Genomic DNA, 18,121 nt, shown 5'->3' on the forward strand with positions numbered 1-18,121 from the left:
GGGTTCGGTTGCAGGGGACGCCGTAAACCCATCCCTGGGGGCTTGGCCGCGGCATCCATGCCGCGGACACCCCTGCAACCGGACCCACCCCGCTTTCGACTGTTTTCCGCGATCTGTCGGAACAGCTCGTGGGGTCAGATCCGTTTTCCGAAGGAAAACGGATCTGACCCCGATTTATTTCGGTATCCCACAGATGTGCCGACCAACGGTCCTGACCACCCACACCGCCCCGCCATCCCACGGAATGCGGCTCTTGATCTTGCTTCGGCTTCGCCTTCGGCAGGTGCAGGGCTGCAAGCCCTGCCGAAAACTCCCTTGGGCGTAGAATGCGGCCATGAGCGAATCCCTTGATAACCACCTGGTCCACGGCCGCCGCCAGCGGCCGGATGGGCCGTCGCCGATCGATGTCATCTCGGTCCAGTCGCAACTTGTGTACGGCCACGCCGGCAACAGTGCCGCCGTCCCGCCGATGCGCGCACTGGGCGTGCGCGTCGCCGAAATCCCGACCGTGCTGCTGAGCAATGCGCCGTTCTACGACACTACGCGGGGCCGCGTGCTGCCCGCCGACTGGTTTGCCGACCTGCTGCTGGGTACCCACGAGCGTGGCCTGCCGCAGCGGGCGAAGATGCTGGTGTCCGGTTACTTCGGCAGCACCGCCAACGGTGCGGCCTTCGCCGACTGGCTGGACAACATCCTGCCGGCCTGCCCACAGCTGCGTTACTGCCTGGACCCGGTGATCGGTGATACCCATACCGGACCCTACGTGGAACCGGGCCTGGAAGCGATCTTCGCCGAGCGCCTGCTGCCGCACGCCTGGCTGGTGACGCCCAATGCCTTCGAACTGAATCGCCTGACCGGCATGCCGGCACTGGCCGAGGCCGATGCCATCGCCGCCGCGCGCACGCTGCTGGATCGTGGCCCGCACTGGGTGATCGCGCACAGCGTAGGCGGCAACCCGGGTGAGCTGGTCACCCTGGCGGTCGGGCACGAGGAAACCTGGCGCTGGACCTCACCGCTGCTGCCGGTGGACGTGGCCGGTACCGGTGACGTGCTGATGTCGCTGGTGGTGTCGTTCCTGCTGCGCGGTGAGTCGATGCAGCAGGCGATTTCGCGCGCGATTGCCGGCACCCATGCGGCGCTGGAGGCGACCCTGGACAACGGCTTCGAGGAGTTTGACGTGATCGCTGCCGCGCCGGCGGCGCTGGCCGAAGGAACGCGCTTCCGCGCTGAACGCGTGGCATGAGCGGCCTGGATCCACGCACGCCGCGCACGGTCGGCATCGTCGGCAGTGCTGGTGCCTATGGGCGCTGGCTGTGCCGCTTCTTCCAGCAGCACCTGCAGCTGCAGGTGATCGGCCATGACCCGGCCGACCCGGACTCGCACACGCCGGAACACCTGCTGGCGCAGGCCGATGTACTGGTGTTCTCGGCACCGATCCGGCACACGCCGGCGTTGATCGCCGAGTACGTGCGGCAATCGGCGGGCCGCGAGCAGGGCAGGCTGTGGCTGGATGTGACCTCGGTAAAGGAGGCACCGGTACAGGCGATGCTGGCCTCGCAGGCCGAAGTGGTCGGACTGCACCCGATGGCCGCGCCACCCAAAGCGCCGACCCTGAAGGGGCGGGTGATGGTGGTCTGCGAAGCGCGGCTGCAGCACTGGCGGGCATGGGTCGATACGCTGTGCACCGCGCTGCAGGCCGAGTGCGTGCGCGCGACGCCGCAGCACCACGACCAGATGATGGCGCTGGTGCAGGCGATGGTGCATGCCACCCACCTGGCGCAGGCAGGCGTGCTGCGCCAGTACCAGCCGCAGCTGGGCGATCTGGCCGCGATGATGCCGTACCGTTCGGCGTCGTTCGAGCTGGACACGGCGATCATCTCGCGCATCCTGTCGCTCAATCCGGCGATCTACGAAGACATCCAGTTCGGCAACCCGTACGTGGCGCCGATGCTGGAGCGGCTGGTGGGGCAGCTGCAGGCCCTGCAGGTGCAGGTCGGACAGGGCGACGACGGCGCACGGGCTGCATTCCGTGAGCAGCTGCTGTCAGCCAATCGCAGTGCCTTCGGCGAGCAGGCCCTGGCGGATGGCAACTACACGTTCGAACGCGTGGGGTATCTGCTGGCCGATCTGACCGAGCGCAACGCGCTGTCGGTGCACCTGCCGGAGGACCGGCCTGGCTCGCTGCGCGAGCTGTTGAACGTGTTCGAGCAGCATGGCATCAGCTTGGCTTCGATCCATTCCTCGCGCACGCCCGGCGGTGAAGTGCACTTCCGCATCGGATTCGTGGCCGGCAGCGATCCGGCGGCGATCACCCGGGCCGCGGCCGACGTGGACGCCAGCGGCATCGGACGGGTGCTGGGCTGAATTCATCCACAGGCGGTGTGGATGGTTTCTGAGCAAACGTGTGGATAACCCTGCGCAGCCCTTGTCAGGCAAGGCTGTCAAGATGCTTGGTGAAAAATTGATCACGCCTTCTTGTGGAGTCGAGCCTTGCTCGACTGCCCTTGGCAAAGCGCGTGTCGACCGAGGTCGACACCTACCAGAGCAGGGCGACACGGCCAGTGCCCACCAAGGTGCGCAGCCCTAGATCATCAACCGCAGTTCGCCACCGCTGGTGGTGAATTCGCGGCCATTGCGAACCAGATGACGCCCGTCATCCAGCTCGTAACGCGGCGTGGATTCAGAGTGATGCCCGCTGCCATTCGCCTCGGGCTTGAACTCGATGATGATGTGGCTTTCGCCATTGCTGTCGACTGCAGGGAACTGACGGAACGACATCGCGTACCTCCTTCAGCGGATGCTGCTGATGCGAGGCCAGCTTGGTCCGGCCGATGTTAGCCGGCCGTCATCAATCGATGAACTGCAGTCGTGCCAGTTCAGCGTACAGTCCGCCTTCGGCCAGAAGCTGGGCATGGGTACCTTCGGCCACGATGCGGCCCTGGTCCATCACCACGATGCGGTCGGCCTTGAGCACGGTGGCCAGGCGGTGGGCGATGACCAGCGTGGTGCGACCGGCCATCAGCCGCTCCAGCGCCTGCTGCACGCTGTGCTCGCTCTGTGCGTCCAGCGCGCTGGTGGCTTCATCGAGCAGCAGGATCGGCGCGTCCTTCAGCAGTGCGCGGGCAATCGCCACGCGCTGCTGCTGGCCACCGGACAGGCGCGCACCGCGTTCGCCCAGCTCACTGTCGTAGCCCTGCGGCAACGCGCGCAGGAAGCCATCGGCCTCGGCCGCACGCGCGGCAGCTTCGACCTCGGCGTCACTGGCCTGCAGGCGGCCATAGCGGATGTTGTCGCGCGCACTGGCCGCGAACAGCGTCGGCTGCTGCGGCACCAGCGCCAGCTGCGCGCGCAGCTCGGCCGGATCGACCTGGCGAACGTCGATGCCATCCACGCAGATGCGGCCGCTGGCCGGATCGTGGAAGCGCAGCAGCATCGACAGCACCGTGCTCTTGCCCGCGCCCGACGGGCCGACCAGGGCCACCGTCTCGCCCGGGCGGACATGCAGGTTGAAGTGGTCCAGCGCGGCCTGGTCCGGACGTTGCGGATAGTGGAACACCACGTCGTCGAACTGGATTTCGCCGCGCAATGGTTGCGGCAGAACGTGCGGCTGCGCCGGCGCACGGATCTCGATGTCTTCCTGCAGCAGCTCGCCAATGCGGCCCATGCCACCGGCTGCACGCTGCAGTTCGTTCCACACTTCGGCCAGCGCGCCCACCGAGCCGCCGCCGATCAGCGCGTACAGCACGAACTGCCCCAGCGTGCCGGCACTGAGGCGCCCGTCGATGACATCGTGCGCGCCCAGCCACAGCACGCCAACGATGGCGCCGAACACCAGCAGGATGGCGCTGGCAGTGACCAGCGACTGCGCACCGATGCGTCGGCGCGCGGCGCCGATGGCATCGCCCAGTGCCTTGTCGAAGCGTCCGCGCTCGTAAGGCTCGCGTGCATGTGCCTGCACCGTGCGCACGGCGCCCAGCGTCTCGCTGGCCAGGCTGTTGGCATCGGCGATGCGGTCCTGGCTGCTGCGTGCAACCGTGCGCAGCTTGCGCGCGCCGATGATGATCGGCAGTACCGCCAGTGGGATGCCGAGCAGCGACCATGCCGCCAGCCTGGGGCTGGTGACGAACAGCATGGCCAGGCTGCCGACCACGGTGACGCTGCTGCGCAGGGCGACCGACATGGTCGAGCCGACCACGCTGCGCAGCAGTTCGCTGTCAGCGGTCAGGCGCGAGACCAGTTCGCCGCTGCGGCTGCGGTCATGGAAACCGGCACCGAGCTGGATCAGGTGTGCGTACAGGCGGCTGCGCAGGTCGGCCACGACTTTTTCGCCAAGCAGCGACACGAAGAAGAACCGTGCGGCCGTTGCCAGCGCCAGCACCACCGCCACCAGCATCAGCAGGGCGAAGGCACGGTTGATCTGGCCACCGCTGGTGAAGCCGTGGTCGATCATCTGCTTCACGGCGGGGGGCAGGCTCAGCGTCGCGGCCGAAGAGACCGCCAGCGCCAGCAGCCAGGCGGTGAACAGCCCGCTGTGGCGGCGCACGAACGGCCACAGCGTCCTCAGGCTGCCGAGGCGGCGCAGCGGTGGGGCCGAGGCGGGGGCGTCGTCCTTGTCAGTCATCCTGGTCGTCGTCTTGTATGCGGATACGGTCACGGGTGGCGTCGCGCAGGCGGATTTTCAATGCATCGACCTGATCGGCCGGCAATTCGACCCGCAGGCACACGCCGTTGGCATCGAACTGTTCATCGCGCTTCACGGCGCCGAAGGTGGGAAGGGTGGCATGCAGGGTGCCCAGATCCTCGAAGCCGGCCAACAGCTGCAGCCGGGCCATCGCCACCAGCGGCAAGCGCGGGGAGGTACGCAGGCATTCGGCGGCGGCGCCACCGTAGGCGCGCACCAGTCCACCGGCGCCCAGCTTGATGCCGCCGAACCAGCGCGTCACCACCACCACCACCCGGTCGAAGCCCTGGCCGTCGATCGCAGCCAGGATCGGCCGCCCAGCGGTGCCGGCGGGCTCGCCATCGTCACTGGAGCGGTAGTCCTGGCCGTGCCGGTAGGCCCAGCAGTTGTGGGTTGCGTCGGCTACGGCCACCTGTTGCAGGAACGCCAATGCTGCCGCGGCGCCATCGATCGGCGCGGCATGGGCAATGAAGCGGCTGTGTTTGACTTCCAGCGTGTGGCTTACCGGCTGGGCGAGGGTATCGGGCATTCCCGCCATTCTACGGGGTCGCCAGAGGTCACTGCCCGCTTCAGTCGTCCAGCAGCGGGCGCAGGTCGCGCGGCAGGCGTGCTTCCGGATACTGCTGCACATAGCGCTCCAGGCTGGCGCGGGCCAGGTCGCGCTGGCCGTCATCGCGGCGCGCGCGGATCTTCTGCAGCCACTGCCGTCGCGGCAGCTGTGCATCGGCGTCCACCTCGGCCTGCACGGCATCCGCACTGAGCCGCGCGTCGGCGCCGCGGCGCATGACGCCGGGCGCGGAGCGGCTCGGGGCCTGCCGCTTCATCGAGGTGATCTCTACCCGATCCAGTGCCTGCGCCCGTTCTGCATCGGCAGCGTTGGCCACTGGCGCCTCGGCGGTGCGTGCTTTCAGCGCCCCTGCCGGGGCCGGCGCCAATGCCGGTGCAGGTGCCGAATAGGCAGCCGGTGCGGGAGGCGCGGGCGGTGCCGCTGCCGGTGCGGTGGCCGGACCAGGCGGGAGCGCGGCAAAGGACGTATCGGCGGCCGCATCCGCCGCCATCGATCGTGCAGCCTGGGCCGGAGCTTCAGCAGTCTCGGTCGGCGCAGGCTTGGCTACCCGCGCGACGGACGGCGCCGGGGGAGCGGCAACAGGGGCCGCCTCGGGTGCTGCAGGTTCGGTGGCCGTTTCCGATGCGGCAACCGCGCTGTCGGCTGGACTGCTCCCAGCGGCCTGATCGGCGGCCGCGACGTCTGCCGCAGCGGGCGCCGCGGCAACAGCGGCCTCGCCTGCCGGAACCGGCGGCGGTTCCGGGCGCAGCTGCCAGGCGATGCCGATGGCGAACACCATCGAGGCGGCGATGCCGAACACCGCCGGCCAACGCGGACGTGTGCGCTGCCTGCGCGGCGCCTCGGCGGAGACAGCAGCATCGGCCGCCGGTGCGTGCACGGCAGCGCGCGCCGCGGCCAGGATGGTGGCGTCCAGCGCGGCCGGCGGGGCCTGTTCGACGCGACGGCCGAGCAGGCGCGCCAGCTCGCGTTCTTCCGGCGTCAGCGGTTCGTCTCGGTTCATGCGTTCAATCCCGCACGCAGCTTGTCCATCGCATAGCGCAGCCGCGATTTCACGGTTTCCCGGCCTACGCCGGTGATCTGGCCGATCTCCTCCAGGCTCAGTTCCTGATCCAGCCGCAGCTGCAGCACTTCGCGCTGCTCGGGCGGCAGTTGCTCCATCGCCAGCTGGATGCGGCGACGTTGTTCGAATTCGGAAAGCTCGGCTTCCGGGGTCTGCCCGTCCTCGATCGCGGCCAGGCGCAGGTCGGCGTCGGCCGGTGCGGCAGGGCGATGGCGAGCGGCCCGCCAGTGGTCGTTCAGGCGGTTGTGGGCGATGCGGAACAGCCAGGTGCTGAATGCAGCGTCAGGCTGCCAGCCCGCGCGCGCGCTGATCACCCGCTGCCAGACATCCTGGAAGATCTCCTCGGCCAACGCGTTGTCGCGCAGTTGCCGCAGCAGGAAGCCGAACAGGCGCTTGCGATGGCGTGCATACAGGCTTTCGAACGCGCGCAGGTCGCCACCGGCCCAGGCCAGCATCAAGGCTTCATCGGTTGGCAGTGCGCTGGCTTCCACAGCGTACAGGGTAAGGCCTGCAGGCGGTGGCGCATAGCCGGTGACGGGGGCGGGCAGGGCGAGGTTCATGGCGTGGAAGCGGCTACGGGCAGGAGGAAAAACGTACGGGCGCACGATTCGGGGTTTACGGGCTTCCATTGCCCCCCGGGTGGCGCGCTATGCTCGGCGGCTCAGGGGAGGCGACGCACAGACGGCGCCAAGAGATTGTCATTTGTCCACGCACGTTGAACCGGCGGAAGAGCCACCACACGAGGCCGTGCTGAGCGCGGCGCTGGTGCGCGCATTGCATGCGCTGCTGCCGGACTCGGCCGTGGTCCGCGTTGGCTGGGATGACCCGCAGCTGGGCCGCGGACAGGGCGGCTGGCCGGCTGTCGCGGCGGCCGACGCGTTGACGGTGCCCGGCGTGGGCAACGGTTGCCATGGCTGGGAATATGACGGTGCCCGCCTGCAGTTGTCGGTCGAAGGTGCCGTGCCTTCAGCGGCGTGGTGGGGGCTGGCCCGGCAGGCCATGGAGCTGGCGCTGCAGCGCGGTCGCCAGGCCGGGCAGATCAAGGCGCTGGAAGAAGCTGAACGGCTGCAGCAGGCGCTGTTCCAGATCGCCGATCTGGCTGGCGCGGACCTCGAGATGTCGGAGATGCTGCGTCACGTGCACGGCGTGCTTGGCACGCTGATGTACGCGGAAAACTGCTACATCGTCGAGTACGACGATGTCCGCGACCAGATCCGCTTCCTGTACTTCGCCGACCAGGTCGATGACTTCGTCGCCGATCCGTCGCAGAGCCATGACGCCGATGAGATGCCGCGCAGCCTGACCGTGGCGTTGCTGCGCCACGGCAAGCCGCTCAGCGGCCCCTCGCGCGAGTTGCTGGCGCGCGTGGTCGAGCAGGAGCACGACCCGCAGCGTGGACCGGAGAGCCTGGACTGGCTGGGCGTGCCGATGCTGCGCGATGGCCGGGTATGCGGCGCCATCGTGGTGCAGAGCTATGAGCTGGCGGCCCGTTATGGCGAGGCCGAGCGGGCGCTGCTGGGTTTTGTCGCGCAGCACGTGCAGACCGCGATGGACCGGCGCCAGGCGCAGGTCCGGCTGGAACAGCAGGTGGAGCGGCGCACGCTGGAGCTGCAGCGTGCCAACCACAGCCTGCAGGATGAAGTGGCCGAGCGCCGCCGCGCAGAGCAGCTGCAGACCGCGCTGTACAACATCGCCGAGATGGCGATGTCGGCCGACAGCCTGGCCCAGTTCTACGGGCAGGTGCATGGCGTGGTCGGGCGCCTGCTTGACGCGCGCAATTTCTATATCGCGCTGGTGAACGGGGCCGGCAGCGGCCTGGACTTCGTCTACTCAGTGGACGAGCACAACGCCAGCCGCGCGCCACGCCCGTTCAGCCGCGGCCTGACCGAGTACGTGGTGCGCAACCGGCGTCCGTTGCTGGCTTCGCGGCAGCAGATCGACGCACTGCTGGCCAGCGGCGAAGTGCGCGAATCGGGCGCACGTTCGCATTGCTGGCTGGGTGTGCCGCTGCTGCGCGATGACGAGGTGGTCGGCGCGATCGTGGTGCAGAGCTACAGCGAGAACAGCACGTTCAGCGTGCACGATCAGCGCTTGTTGACCTTCGTTGCACAGAACATCGGAACCGGGCTGGCGCGCCAGCGCGACCAGCAGCAGCTGCGTTCGGCGCATGCCGAGCTGGAAAAGCGCGTGGAGGAACGTACCCGCGAGCTGGCCGAGGTCAACGAGAAGCTGCTCGGGCAGATCGGCGAGCGCCTGCGTGCCGAGCAGCGCCTGACCCATCAGGCCATGCACGATGCGCTGACCGGCCTGCCCAACCGCCTGCACCTGCTCGATCGCCTGCAGGATGCGCTGGCGCTGGCCAAGCGCGAGGGTGGGCCGGTGTTCGCCGTGCTGTTCCTCGACCTGGACCGCTTCAAGCTGGTCAACGACAGCATCGGCCACGCTGCCGGCGATCGCATGCTGGTGGAGGTGGCCAAGCGCATCGTATCGATGGCCGGCACCGATGACGTGGTGGCGCGGCTGGGCGGCGATGAGTTCGCGGTGCTGCTGCAGTGTCCGCAGGGGCTGGCACAGGCGCTGGAGTTCGGCCAGCGGCTGTTGCTGGCACTGCAGGAATCGATGTGGATCGCCGGGCGCGAACTGTTCCCGTCCGGCAGCCTGGGCATCGCCTTGTGGAACCCGCGCTACCGGACCGGTGAAGAACTGCTGCGCGACGCAGACGCGGCGATGTACCGGGCCAAGGCGCAGGGTCATGACCGCTGCGCGATCTTCGACGAAGACATGCGCGAAGAAGCGATGCGCAGCCTGGACCTGGAAGCGGATCTGCGGCGTGCGATCAACAACCGCGACTTCGTGCCGTTCTACCAGCCGATCGTGCGCCTGTCCGATGGCGAGGTGGTGGGGCACGAGGCCTTGCTGCGCTGGCGCCACGAGCGTCGTGGCCTGTTGCTGCCCGGGGCGTTCCTGGAGCTGGGCGAGGAAAGCGGCCTGATCGAGCAGGTCGACTGGCTGATCTACGAACAGGTCATCGCGGGACTGGCCGAAGGCGGCCGCGGCTATGTCTCGGTGAACGTATCGCCACGCCATTTCCGCTCGGCCGAGTTCAGTGGCCGCCTGTTCGGCCTGCTCGATGCATGCGGTGCCGACCCGCGCCGGCTGCGCCTGGAGATTACCGAGGTGGCGCTGCTGGATGATGGCCCGCACACGCTGCGCATCCTGCAGGGCCTGCGCGAGCGTGGCATCCAGGTGCAGCTGGACGATTTCGGTACCGGCTTCTCGGCGCTGTCCTACCTGCACCGCTTCCCGATCAGCACGTTGAAGATCGACCAGAGCTTCATCGCCGGCCTGCATGGGCCGGAAGTGCAGAGCACGCGCGCGCTGGTCGAGGGCGTGCTGTCACTGGCCCGCACCTTGGGCATCGAAACCATCGGCGAAGGCATCGAGACCGAAGCGCAGCGGCAGACGCTGCGCGAACTTGGTTGCGACTACGGCCAGGGCTACCTGCTGGGCCGTCCGGCGCCGTGGGACGGCGCGGTGGCCTGAGCCACCGCGCCGGGTCGCCTCAGCGCAGGGCGGAGCGACGCTTCTCGTCGATCCACTTGGAAGCCTGGGCCGGCTGGTAGTTCTGCATCCACTCCAGCATTTCCTCGATGTCCGAGCCGTACCACAGGTCCTGGCGCTGGTCCGGATGCAGGAAGCGCTCTTCCACCATGCGATCGATCATGCCGATCAGCGGGGCGTAGAAGCCTTCCACGTCGAGGAAGGCGCATGGCTTGTTGCCGATGCCCAGCTGGCGCCAGGTCAGCATCTCGAAGATCTCTTCCATGGTGCCGAAGCCGCCGGGCAGGGCGACGAAGCCATCGGCGAGGTCGAACATGCGCGACTTGCGCTCATGCATCGAACCGACGATCTCCAGTTCGGTCAGGCCGCGGTGGGCCACTTCCCAGTCGGCCAGCTGGCGCGGGATCACGCCGGTCACCTCGCCGCCGGCGGCGAGCACGGCATTGGCCACGGTTCCCATCAGGCCGACGTTGCCGCCGCCATACACCAGGCGCAGGCCGTCACGGGCGATGCGATCACCCAGGGCAATGGCGCGTTCGGTGTAGGCCGGCTTGCTGCCAGCGTTGGAACCACAGTACACACAGATCGATTTCATGGATCTTCCTGTCTCTTGGCCGGAAACGAAAACGCCCCGTCGCCAACCGCAGGGCGGTCAGGGACGGGGTGTCGGTGGATTATGAGGCCTTGACAGGCCTTCTGTAGAGCCGAGCCACGCTCGGCTGCGCTTCGTTCAGATCGCGGCAAAGGCTGAGTCGAGCATGGCTCGACTCTACAAACGCCAAGCAGGCTTACGCGGCAGCCGCCTGTTCGCGACGCGGGCCTTCACGCAGGGCGCGGCCCACCATGCCGACCAGCAGGTCCAGCTCATCGCTGTCCATGCCGAAGTGCGGGGTGAAGCGCAGCGAATTCTCGCCGCCGTGGATCACGTTGATGCCGTGCTGGCGCAGCCATTCCTCGGTGGAATTGGCGCCGTAGCACTTGAACTGCGGGGCCAGCTCGCAGGAGAACAGCAGGCCGGTGCCCTGCACCTTGGTGATCAGGCCACCCAGTTCGCTCTTGAGCTGTTCCAGCTTGCGCACGGCCTCGGCACCGCGCTCGGCGATGTTGGCACGCACCTGCGGGGTCAGCTGCGCCAGGGTGGCACAGGCCACGTCCAGCGCGCGTGGGTTGCTGGTCATGGTGTTGCCGTAGATGCCCTTGCGGTACAGCTGCGCGGCGTGCTCGGTCACCGCCAGCACCGACAGCGGGTACTGCGCGGCGTTGAGCGCCTTGGAGTAGGTCTCCATGTCCGGCGGATCCAGGCCTTCGAAGCCCGGGTAATCGACCACCGACAGCACGCCATGCGCGCGCAGGCCAGCCTGGATCGAGTCCAGCAGCAGCAGGCTGCCGTGCGCACGGGTCAGCTCACGGGCCACGGCATAGAACGCCGGCGGCACCGAACGGCCCGGGTCGCCTTCGCCCATTACCGGTTCCAGGAACACCGCCTCGATGAACCACTGGTTGCGTGCGGCGTCCTCGAACACATTGCGCAGGCCGGCCTCGTCGTACGGCGCCACGGTGATCACCGAATCCTCGCCGCGGTAGCTGGCCAGGTGCTGCATGTAGCTCTTGCGGCTGGAATCGGAATACAGGGCAGGGCGGTCGGTACGGCCATGGAAGCTGCCCTTGACCACCACGCGCTTGATCGTGGCGCCGGCGTGGCGCGCGCCCGGGTCGGTCTGCAGCTTGGCGTTGACGTCGGCGATGCGCGCGGCCAGGCCAACCGCCTCGGAGCCGGAATTCAGGCACATGAAGCGCGCGAACGGGCAGCCGCCACGGCGGTGGCCGATCTCGGCGCGCAGGGCCGTGATGAAGCGCTGCTGCGACAGGCTGGGGGTCATGATGTTGGCCATCACCTGTGGGCGTGCCATCGCCTCCAGCACGGCATCCGGGGTGTGCCCGAAGCCGAGCATGCCGTAGCCGCCGGCGTCGTACAGCACCGCGCCCTTCAGGGTGACCACCCAGGGGCCACGCGCGGCCAGCGCCACGTACGGGGTCACTGCATCATCGGCGTAGAAATTGACGAAGCCGTCCTGCATCGCGTCGATCTGCGCCTGTTCGTCCTGCGCCAGCAGCGGCCCCAGGTCGGCCTGCACGCGCGCGAACTCCTCGGCGGCGGCATCCACTGCGGCGATCAGCTGCGGGTGGCGGACGGACAGGGCGGTCAGGGTGGCGTCGTCCAGGCCGGTGGTGAGGCGGGTGCCGGGCTGGGTGCGCAGGGGGGCGAGGCGTTCGATGAAGCTCATTGCAGATCTCCTGAAACGATGGGTCGCACGGGCCTTCAAAAGCAAAACGCGCGTCAACGCGCGCTTGGGGACAGGCTCGTGCAGCGGACTTCCGACTCGATGCTAGCACTTGTTTTTTTGCGCGATAACCCCGCAAAAACCTGCTGCATAGCAGCATTTTGCGCGACGTTCGCCGCGAAGCACGCCGGCTCGCAGACGCTGGACGTACAATGCGCGCCATTGTCGACCTGTTGCCGCCCACTGCCTTGAAGAAGTCTGATTTCAACTACGACCTGCCGGCCGAACTGATCGCGCAGGCGCCCCTGGCCGAGCGTTCCGCCAGCCGCCTGCTGCTGGTGCCGCAAGCCCCCGCCGCGTTCACCGACCTGCAGGTGCGTGACCTTCCGTCGCTGCTGCAGCCGGGCGACCTGCTGGTGTTCAACGACACCCGGGTGATCCCGGCGCGCCTGTTCGGGCAGAAGGCCAGCGGCGGCCGCGTGGAGATCCTGATCGAGCGCTTGCTCGGCGGCCAGCAGGCCCGTGCCCAGGTCGGCGCCAGCAAGTCGCCGAAGGCCGGCAGCCGCATCGCGCTGGATGCCGGTGGCGAAGCCGAGGTGCTGGGCCGCGATGGCGAGTTCTACGTGCTGCAGTTCCACGTGCCCGAGTCGCTGGAGCAGTGGCTGCTGCATGCCGGCCGCCTGCCGCTGCCGCCGTACATCCAGCGCGAGCCGGGCGTGGACGACCGCGAGCGCTACCAGACCGTGTTCGCGCGTGAAGTGGGCGCGGTGGCGGCACCGACCGCGGGCCTGCATTTCGACGAACCGTTGCTGGCCGCACTGAAGGAAAAGGGCGTGGAGTTCGGCCACGTCACCCTGCACGTGGGCGCGGGCACCTTCCAGCCGGTGCGTGCCGAAGACCTGAAGGACCACGTGATGCACCGCGAGTGGCTGAATGTCGGTGCCGAACTGGTGCAGCAGGTGCGGCGCACGCGCGCCGCCGGCGGCCGCGTGATCGGCGTCGGCACCACCGTGGTGCGCGCGCTGGAAAGCGCGATGCGCGATGGCGAGCTGCTGCCGTTCGCCGGCGAGACGCAGATCTTCATCACCCCGGGCTACCGCATCCGCAGCGTCGACGCGATGGTGACCAACTTCCACCTGCCGGAAAGCACGCTGCTGATGATGATCTCCGCGTTTGCCGGCAAGGAGCGCGTGTTCGAGGCCTACCAGCACGCGATCGAGCAGCGCTACCGCTTCTTCAGCTACGGCGACGCGATGCTGCTGTTCCCGCAGGCGGGGTAGCGCGCCCCGGGAGGGCAGGGGCCCCCTGTGGGTGCGCACCTTGGTGCGCACGCCTTCTTGGGAGACAATAGGCAACTATTTGCCCCAATGACCGCTCCATGTCCCGACTGCAGTTCCAGCTCCAGACCCGCGACGGCCGTGCCCGCCGTGGCCGCCTGACCTTCCCGCGTGGCACGGTGGAAACGCCGGCCTTCATGCCGGTGGGGACCTATGGCTCGGTCAAGGGCATCCTGCCGGACCAGGTGCGCGCGCTGGGCGCCGAGATCATCCTCGGCAATACCTTCCACCTGTACCTGCGCCCGGGCCTGGACATCATCGCCGACCACGGCGGCCTGCACGGCTTCTGCCGCTGGGATGGCCCGATCCTGACCGACTCCGGCGGCTTCCAGGTGTTCTCGCTGGCGCACCGCCGCAAGATCACCGAGCAGGGCGTGACCTTCGCCTCGCCGACCGACGGCGCACGGGTCTTCCTCGGTCCCGAGGAGAGCATGAAGATCCAGAAGGTGCTCGATTCGGACATCGTGATGATCTTCGACGAATGCACCCCGTACCCGGCCACCGAGGACGTTGCCCGCCGTTCGATGGAGCTGAGCCTGCGCTGGGCGCAGCGCAGCCGCAACGCGCATGACGAACTGGGCAACGACGCGGCCCTGTTCGGCATCGTCCAGGGCGGCGTGCATACCGACCTGCGCAGCCGCTCGGCCGATGCCCTGCAGGCGATCGGCTTCGACGGCTACGCCATCGGCGGCCTGGCCGTGGGCGAGCCGGAGCACGAGCGCAACGCCATGCTCGACCACCTGGACCCGGAGCTGCCGGGCGACCGCCCGCGCTACCTGATGGGCGTGGGCCGGCCGGAGGACCTGGTCGAGGGTGTCGCACGTGGCGTGGACATGTTCGATTGCGTGATGCCGACCCGCAACGCCCGCAACGGCCACTATTTCACCTCGTTCGGCACCGTCCGCATCCGCAACTCCCAGTACGCGCGCGACATGGACCCGATCGAGCCGGGTTGTGGCTGCGTGGCCTGCACCGGCGGCTACACCCGTTCCTACCTGCGCCACCTGGACCGCTGCAACGAGATGCTGGCGCCGATGCTGGGCACCCTGCACAACCTGTTCTACTACGAAAAGCTGATGGCCGACATCCGCGCGGCGATCGAGGCGGGAACCTTCCTGGCCTTCCGTGAGTCCTTCTACGCGGCACGCGGGGCGGTGGCCCCGCCGCTGTAACCCGAACGCCCCCTGCCAAACGGCCCAAGGACGAACGTCCGGGGCCGTGGCATACTTCAAGGCTGACCCAGATCCGCGGTCGACACCCCCGTCCCTGAAGGGACGGGAGCGCCGCCCAACCAAAGGACCAACGATGAACCTGCTTGCTTTCCTGATTCCCGCCGCCCACGCCCAGGCCGCCGGCGGCCAACCGCAGGGCATGGGCCTGACCACGCTGCTGTTCCCGATCATCCTGATCGCCATCATGTACTTCCTGATGATCCGCCCGCAGATGAAGCGGCAGAAGGAACACAAGTCCATGCTGGAGAAGATCAAGCGTGGCGACGAAGTGCTGACCAACGGTGGCATCGCCGGCAAGGTCACCGACATCGGCGACAACTTCATCACCATCGAAGTGGCCGAGAACGTGCGCATCCGCGTGCAGAAGGGCGCTGTCGGCAGCGTGCTGCCGACCGGCACCCTGGATTCGGCCAAGTAAGCCACTCCCTTTCCGAAGCACAACCGCGGCGCCGGGGATGGCGCCGCGCGGGACCCAAGCAATGCTCGAATTTCCACGCTGGAAGTACGTCGTCATCCTGATCGTACTGGCGCTCAGTGCGCTGTACGCGCTGCCCAACATCTACCAGAAGGACCCGGCCATCCAGATCACCGCCAACCGTGGCGGGCAGATCGACGATGCGCTGCGCGACCGTGTGCTGGCCGACCTGAAGAAGGCCGGGGTCACTGCCATCGGTGCCGAAAAGGAAGGGGAAAGCCTGATCGTCCGTCTGCCGGACCTGAAGTCGCAGTCTGCGGCCAGCGATGCCCTGCGCGACACCGTCGGCGAGAAGTACACGGTGGCCCTGAACCTGGCCTCGACCGTGCCGGACTGGCTGGCCCGGCTGGGCGGTCGCCCGATGGTGCTCGGCCTGGACCTTCAGGGTGGCGTGCACTTCGTGCTGCAGGTCGACCAGAAGGCCGCCCTCGACAAGCGCCTGGATGCCTACACCGAAGACGTGCGCGGCACCCTGCGTGACGCCCGCATCGCCTACCAGTCGGTGGAGCGCCGTGCGGACAACAGCATCGTGGCCAACCTGAGCCCGTCCGCCGGTGACGACGCCGCGCAGCGTGCCCGTGCCGCCCTGGTCAAGGCACAGCCGACGCTCGGCTATGACGTCAGCGGCAACCGCATCACGGTCACCGTGCCGGAGACCGAGATCACGCAGATCGCCAACGGCGCCATCGAGCAGAACATCAACACCCTGCGCAACCGCGTGAACCAGCTCGGCGTGGCCGAGCCGATCATCCAGCGCCAGGGTGCCGACCGTGTGGTCGTGCAGCTGCCGGGCGTGCAGGACACCGCCGAAGCCAAGCGCATGATCGGCGCCACCGCCACCCTGGAGTACCGCGCGGTGGTCGAGGGCAATGCGCAGGACGCCATCAATTCCGGCCGCATCCCGCCGGAAGCGAAGGTCTACCAGCAGCGTGATGGCCGCGGCCCGATCCTGCTGAACAAGCGCGTGATCGTCACCGGTGACCAGATGGTCGGCGCGCAGGCGGTGACCGATTCGAACAGTGGCTCCCCGGCCGTCAGCGTGACGCTGAACAATGTCGGCGGCCAGCGCATGTTCGACTTCACCAGCGCCAACGTGAACAAGCCGATGGCGGTGGTCTACACCGAACGCGTGCCGACCGTGACCGTCGTCGACGGCCAGGAAGTGCGTGGCTTCAAGGTCAACGAGGAAGTGATCTCGGTGGCCAACATCAACGGCGTGTTCGGCAAGAACTTCCAGACCACCGGCCTGCAGAAGAAGGAAGCCGAGGACCTGGCCAAGCTGCTGAAGTCCGGCTCGCTGGCCGCGCCGATGGACTTCGTCGAAGAGCGCGTGGTCGGCCCGAGCCTGGGCGCCGAGAACGTCAAGAACGGCATGCGCGCGGTGGTGTTCGCGTTCCTGTTCACCCTGGTGTTCTTCAGCATCTACTACCGCATGTTCGGTGTGATCACCTCGGCGGCGATGCTGTTCAACCTGCTGATCGTGGTGGCGGTGATGTCGCTGTTCGGCGCCACCATGACCCTGCCGGGCTTCGCCGGCCTGGCGTTGTCGGTGGGCCTGTCGGTGGACGCCAACGTGCTGATCAACGAGCGTATCCGTGAAGAACTGCGCGCCGGCGTGCCGGGCAAGACCGCGATCGTGACCGGTTACGAGCGTGCCTCGGGCACCATCCTCGACGCCAACCTGACCGGCCTGATCGTCGGCGTGGCGCTGTTCGCATTCGGTACCGGTCCGCTGAAGGGCTTCGCGCTGACCATGATCATCGGTATTTTCGCCTCCATGTTCACTGCGATCACCGTGTCGCGTGCGCTGGCGACGCTGATCTACGGCCGTCGCAAGAAGCTCCAGAACGTGGCCATCTGACGGGACGACACGCACAATGAAACTGTTTCCGCTGCACATCCTCCCGAACGACACCAAGATCGACTTCATGCGCTGGCGCCATGTCGCCATGGCAGTCACCATCGTGGTGTTCCTGGCCTCGGTCGCCATCATCGGCATCAAGGGCTTCAACTACGCACTGGACTTCACCGGCGGCACCCTGATCGAAACGCGTTTCGAGAAGGCCGTGGACGTCGAGCAGGTCCGCGCCAAGCTGGAGCAGAACGGCTTCGACGGTGCCCAGGTGCAGAGCGTCGGTGGCAATACCGACCTGCTGATCCGCCTGGCGCCGCACGGCGAGCATGCGCCGGGCACCGGTGATGCCGCTGCCGAGGACAAGGCCACCGCCGCGGCCGTGGTGAAGGTGCTGTCCAGCGCCGACAACCAGGCCACGGTGATGAGTACCGCATTCGTCGGCCCGCAGATCGGCAAGGACCTGGCGAAGAACGGCCTGTACGCCACCATCTTCATGCTGGCCGGCTTCCTGATCTACATCGCGGTGCGCTTCGAATGGAAGTTCGCGGTCACCGCCAGCATCGTGGCGATGTTCGACCTGATCGTGACGGTCGCCTACGTGTCCCTGCTGGGCCGTGAGTTCGACCTGACCGTGCTGGCCGGCCTGCTGTCGGTGATGGGCTTTGCGATCAACGACATCATCGTGGTGTTCGACCGCGTCCGCGAGAACTTCCGCAGCCTGCGCGTGGACTCGATGGAGGTGCTGAACCGTTCGATCAACCAGACGCTGTCGCGTACGGTGATCACCGCGGTGATGTTCTTCCTGTCGGCGCTTGCCCTGTACCTGTACGGCGGTGCGTCGATGGAAGGCCTGGCCGAGACGCACATGATCGGTGCGGTGATCGTGGTGCTGTCCTCGATCCTGGTCGCGGTGCCGATGCTGACGATCGGCTTCCTGCGCGTCAGCAAGCAGGACCTGCTGCCGAAGGCGAAGGACGTCGAGGCCCTGGCCCGTCGCCCGTAAGCATCTGCTGCATGCGGCACACAGAGAACCCCGCGCAAGCGGGGTTTTTTGTGTGCAGGGCTTGCAG

At 67.7% G+C, this 18,121-nt stretch carries 15 protein-coding genes; 8 read left to right on the top strand and 7 right to left on the bottom strand.

All coding sequences use genetic code 11. The annotated features are described in order from the left end of the window. Window positions 1-334 precede the first annotated feature (334 nt). Together pdxY and AC5P7A_RS16500 are read left to right on the top strand one after the other, a co-directional pair. Window positions 335-1,243, top strand: a complete 909-nt coding sequence (gene pdxY, locus AC5P7A_RS16495; RefSeq protein WP_014646816.1) for a pyridoxal kinase — start codon at window positions 335-337, stop codon at window positions 1,241-1,243. After that, window positions 1,240-2,364, top strand: coding sequence for a prephenate dehydrogenase (locus AC5P7A_RS16500; protein ID WP_495220347.1), 1,125 nt, complete (start codon window positions 1,240-1,242; stop codon window positions 2,362-2,364). The genes pdxY and AC5P7A_RS16500 overlap by 4 nt, the downstream gene beginning before the upstream one ends. A 219-nt stretch (window positions 2,365-2,583) precedes the next feature. Here AC5P7A_RS16500 and AC5P7A_RS16505 read toward each other — a convergent pair whose 3' ends face one another. The 5 genes from AC5P7A_RS16505 to AC5P7A_RS16525 all read right to left on the bottom strand — a co-directional run bounded on the left by AC5P7A_RS16505 (window position 2,584) and on the right by AC5P7A_RS16525 (window position 6,764). Continuing rightward, window positions 2,584-2,778 (bottom strand): hypothetical protein, encoded by a 195-nt coding sequence (locus AC5P7A_RS16505; RefSeq protein ID WP_014646818.1) that lies wholly within the window; start codon window positions 2,776-2,778, stop codon window positions 2,584-2,586. Between the two features lie 70 nt (window positions 2,779-2,848). Then, complete coding sequence (locus tag AC5P7A_RS16510; RefSeq protein WP_032960563.1) at window positions 2,849-4,621, bottom strand: ABC transporter transmembrane domain-containing protein; 1,773 nt, start codon at window positions 4,619-4,621, stop codon at window positions 2,849-2,851. Continuing rightward, window positions 4,614-5,210 (bottom strand): IMPACT family protein, encoded by a 597-nt coding sequence (locus tag AC5P7A_RS16515; RefSeq protein ID WP_495220348.1) that lies wholly within the window; start codon window positions 5,208-5,210, stop codon window positions 4,614-4,616. The genes AC5P7A_RS16510 and AC5P7A_RS16515 overlap by 8 nt, the downstream gene beginning before the upstream one ends. Before the next feature lie 40 nt (window positions 5,211-5,250). Continuing rightward, the gene (locus AC5P7A_RS16520; protein WP_164167538.1) at window positions 5,251-6,249 is read right to left on the bottom strand and encodes a hypothetical protein; all 999 of its coding nucleotides are present in this window, start codon (window positions 6,247-6,249) and stop codon (window positions 5,251-5,253) included. Continuing rightward, window positions 6,246-6,764, bottom strand: a complete 519-nt coding sequence (locus AC5P7A_RS16525) for an RNA polymerase sigma factor (protein ID WP_229653773.1) — start codon at window positions 6,762-6,764, stop codon at window positions 6,246-6,248. Before AC5P7A_RS16525 ends, AC5P7A_RS16520 begins: the two co-directional genes overlap by 4 nt. 247 nt (window positions 6,765-7,011) lie before the next feature. Between AC5P7A_RS16525 and AC5P7A_RS16530 the strand changes: the two genes are divergently transcribed. Next, entirely contained in the window at window positions 7,012-9,852 is a 2,841-nt protein-coding gene (locus tag AC5P7A_RS16530; protein WP_495220349.1) for a bifunctional diguanylate cyclase/phosphodiesterase, read from the top strand. 19 nt (window positions 9,853-9,871) lie between these two features. Here AC5P7A_RS16530 and AC5P7A_RS16535 read toward each other — a convergent pair whose 3' ends face one another. Then, on the bottom strand, window positions 9,872-10,465 hold the full coding sequence (locus AC5P7A_RS16535) for an LOG family protein (protein ID WP_014036864.1): 594 nt from the start codon (window positions 10,463-10,465) through the stop codon (window positions 9,872-9,874). A 193-nt stretch (window positions 10,466-10,658) separates the two neighbouring features. After that, window positions 10,659-12,155, bottom strand: coding sequence for an aminotransferase class III-fold pyridoxal phosphate-dependent enzyme (locus AC5P7A_RS16540; RefSeq protein WP_241886700.1), 1,497 nt, complete (start codon window positions 12,153-12,155; stop codon window positions 10,659-10,661). A 209-nt stretch (window positions 12,156-12,364) separates the two neighbouring features. Between AC5P7A_RS16540 and queA the strand changes: the two genes are divergently transcribed. The 5 genes from queA to secF all read left to right on the top strand — a co-directional run bounded on the left by queA (window position 12,365) and on the right by secF (window position 18,054). After that, window positions 12,365-13,432, top strand: a complete 1,068-nt coding sequence (gene queA, locus AC5P7A_RS16545) for a tRNA preQ1(34) S-adenosylmethionine ribosyltransferase-isomerase QueA (RefSeq protein ID WP_014646825.1) — start codon at window positions 12,365-12,367, stop codon at window positions 13,430-13,432. Between the two features lie 98 nt (window positions 13,433-13,530). Continuing rightward, on the top strand, window positions 13,531-14,661 hold the full coding sequence (tgt, locus tag AC5P7A_RS16550) for a tRNA guanosine(34) transglycosylase Tgt (protein WP_014646826.1): 1,131 nt from the start codon (window positions 13,531-13,533) through the stop codon (window positions 14,659-14,661). 133 nt (window positions 14,662-14,794) lie between these two features. Continuing rightward, window positions 14,795-15,139 carry a preprotein translocase subunit YajC gene (gene yajC, locus AC5P7A_RS16555; protein ID WP_014036867.1) on the top strand — a complete coding sequence of 115 codons (345 nt, stop codon included), beginning with the start codon at window positions 14,795-14,797 and terminating at the stop codon, window positions 15,137-15,139. 61 nt (window positions 15,140-15,200) lie between these two features. Beyond that, window positions 15,201-17,057, top strand: a complete 1,857-nt coding sequence (gene secD, locus AC5P7A_RS16560) for a protein translocase subunit SecD (RefSeq protein ID WP_046430175.1) — start codon at window positions 15,201-15,203, stop codon at window positions 17,055-17,057. A gap of 16 nt (window positions 17,058-17,073) precedes the next feature. Beyond that, window positions 17,074-18,054: a protein translocase subunit SecF gene (secF, locus tag AC5P7A_RS16565; RefSeq protein WP_014646828.1), complete on the top strand. Its 981-nt coding sequence runs from the start codon at window positions 17,074-17,076 to the stop codon at window positions 18,052-18,054. The last annotated feature ends 67 nt before the right edge of the window (window positions 18,055-18,121 follow it).

This window comes from Stenotrophomonas sp. YJH_SMC_65, from assembly GCF_059369475.1.

Coding starts and splice junctions, on each gene's coding strand:
- AC5P7A_RS16525 (WP_229653773.1), bottom strand. CDS start 6,764: ATGCTGGCCTGGGCCGGTGGCGACCTGCGCGCGTTCGAAAGCCTGTAT.
- AC5P7A_RS16535 (WP_014036864.1), bottom strand. CDS start 10,465: ATGAAATCGATCTGTGTGTACTGTGGTTCCAACGCTGGCAGCAAGCCG.
- AC5P7A_RS16505 (WP_014646818.1), bottom strand. CDS start 2,778: ATGTCGTTCCGTCAGTTCCCTGCAGTCGACAGCAATGGCGAAAGCCAC.
- AC5P7A_RS16540 (WP_241886700.1), bottom strand. CDS start 12,155: ATGAGCTTCATCGAACGCCTCGCCCCCCTGCGCACCCAGCCCGGCACC.
- secF (WP_014646828.1), top strand. CDS start 17,074: ATGAAACTGTTTCCGCTGCACATCCTCCCGAACGACACCAAGATCGAC.
- yajC (WP_014036867.1), top strand. CDS start 14,795: ATGAACCTGCTTGCTTTCCTGATTCCCGCCGCCCACGCCCAGGCCGCC.
- queA (WP_014646825.1), top strand. CDS start 12,365: ATGCGCGCCATTGTCGACCTGTTGCCGCCCACTGCCTTGAAGAAGTCT.
- AC5P7A_RS16515 (WP_495220348.1), bottom strand. CDS start 5,210: ATGCCCGATACCCTCGCCCAGCCGGTAAGCCACACGCTGGAAGTCAAA.
- AC5P7A_RS16510 (WP_032960563.1), bottom strand. CDS start 4,621: ATGACTGACAAGGACGACGCCCCCGCCTCGGCCCCACCGCTGCGCCGC.
- tgt (WP_014646826.1), top strand. CDS start 13,531: ATGTCCCGACTGCAGTTCCAGCTCCAGACCCGCGACGGCCGTGCCCGC.
- secD (WP_046430175.1), top strand. CDS start 15,201: ATGCTCGAATTTCCACGCTGGAAGTACGTCGTCATCCTGATCGTACTG.
- pdxY (WP_014646816.1), top strand. CDS start 335: ATGAGCGAATCCCTTGATAACCACCTGGTCCACGGCCGCCGCCAGCGG.
- AC5P7A_RS16500 (WP_495220347.1), top strand. CDS start 1,240: ATGAGCGGCCTGGATCCACGCACGCCGCGCACGGTCGGCATCGTCGGC.
- AC5P7A_RS16520 (WP_164167538.1), bottom strand. CDS start 6,249: ATGAACCGAGACGAACCGCTGACGCCGGAAGAACGCGAGCTGGCGCGC.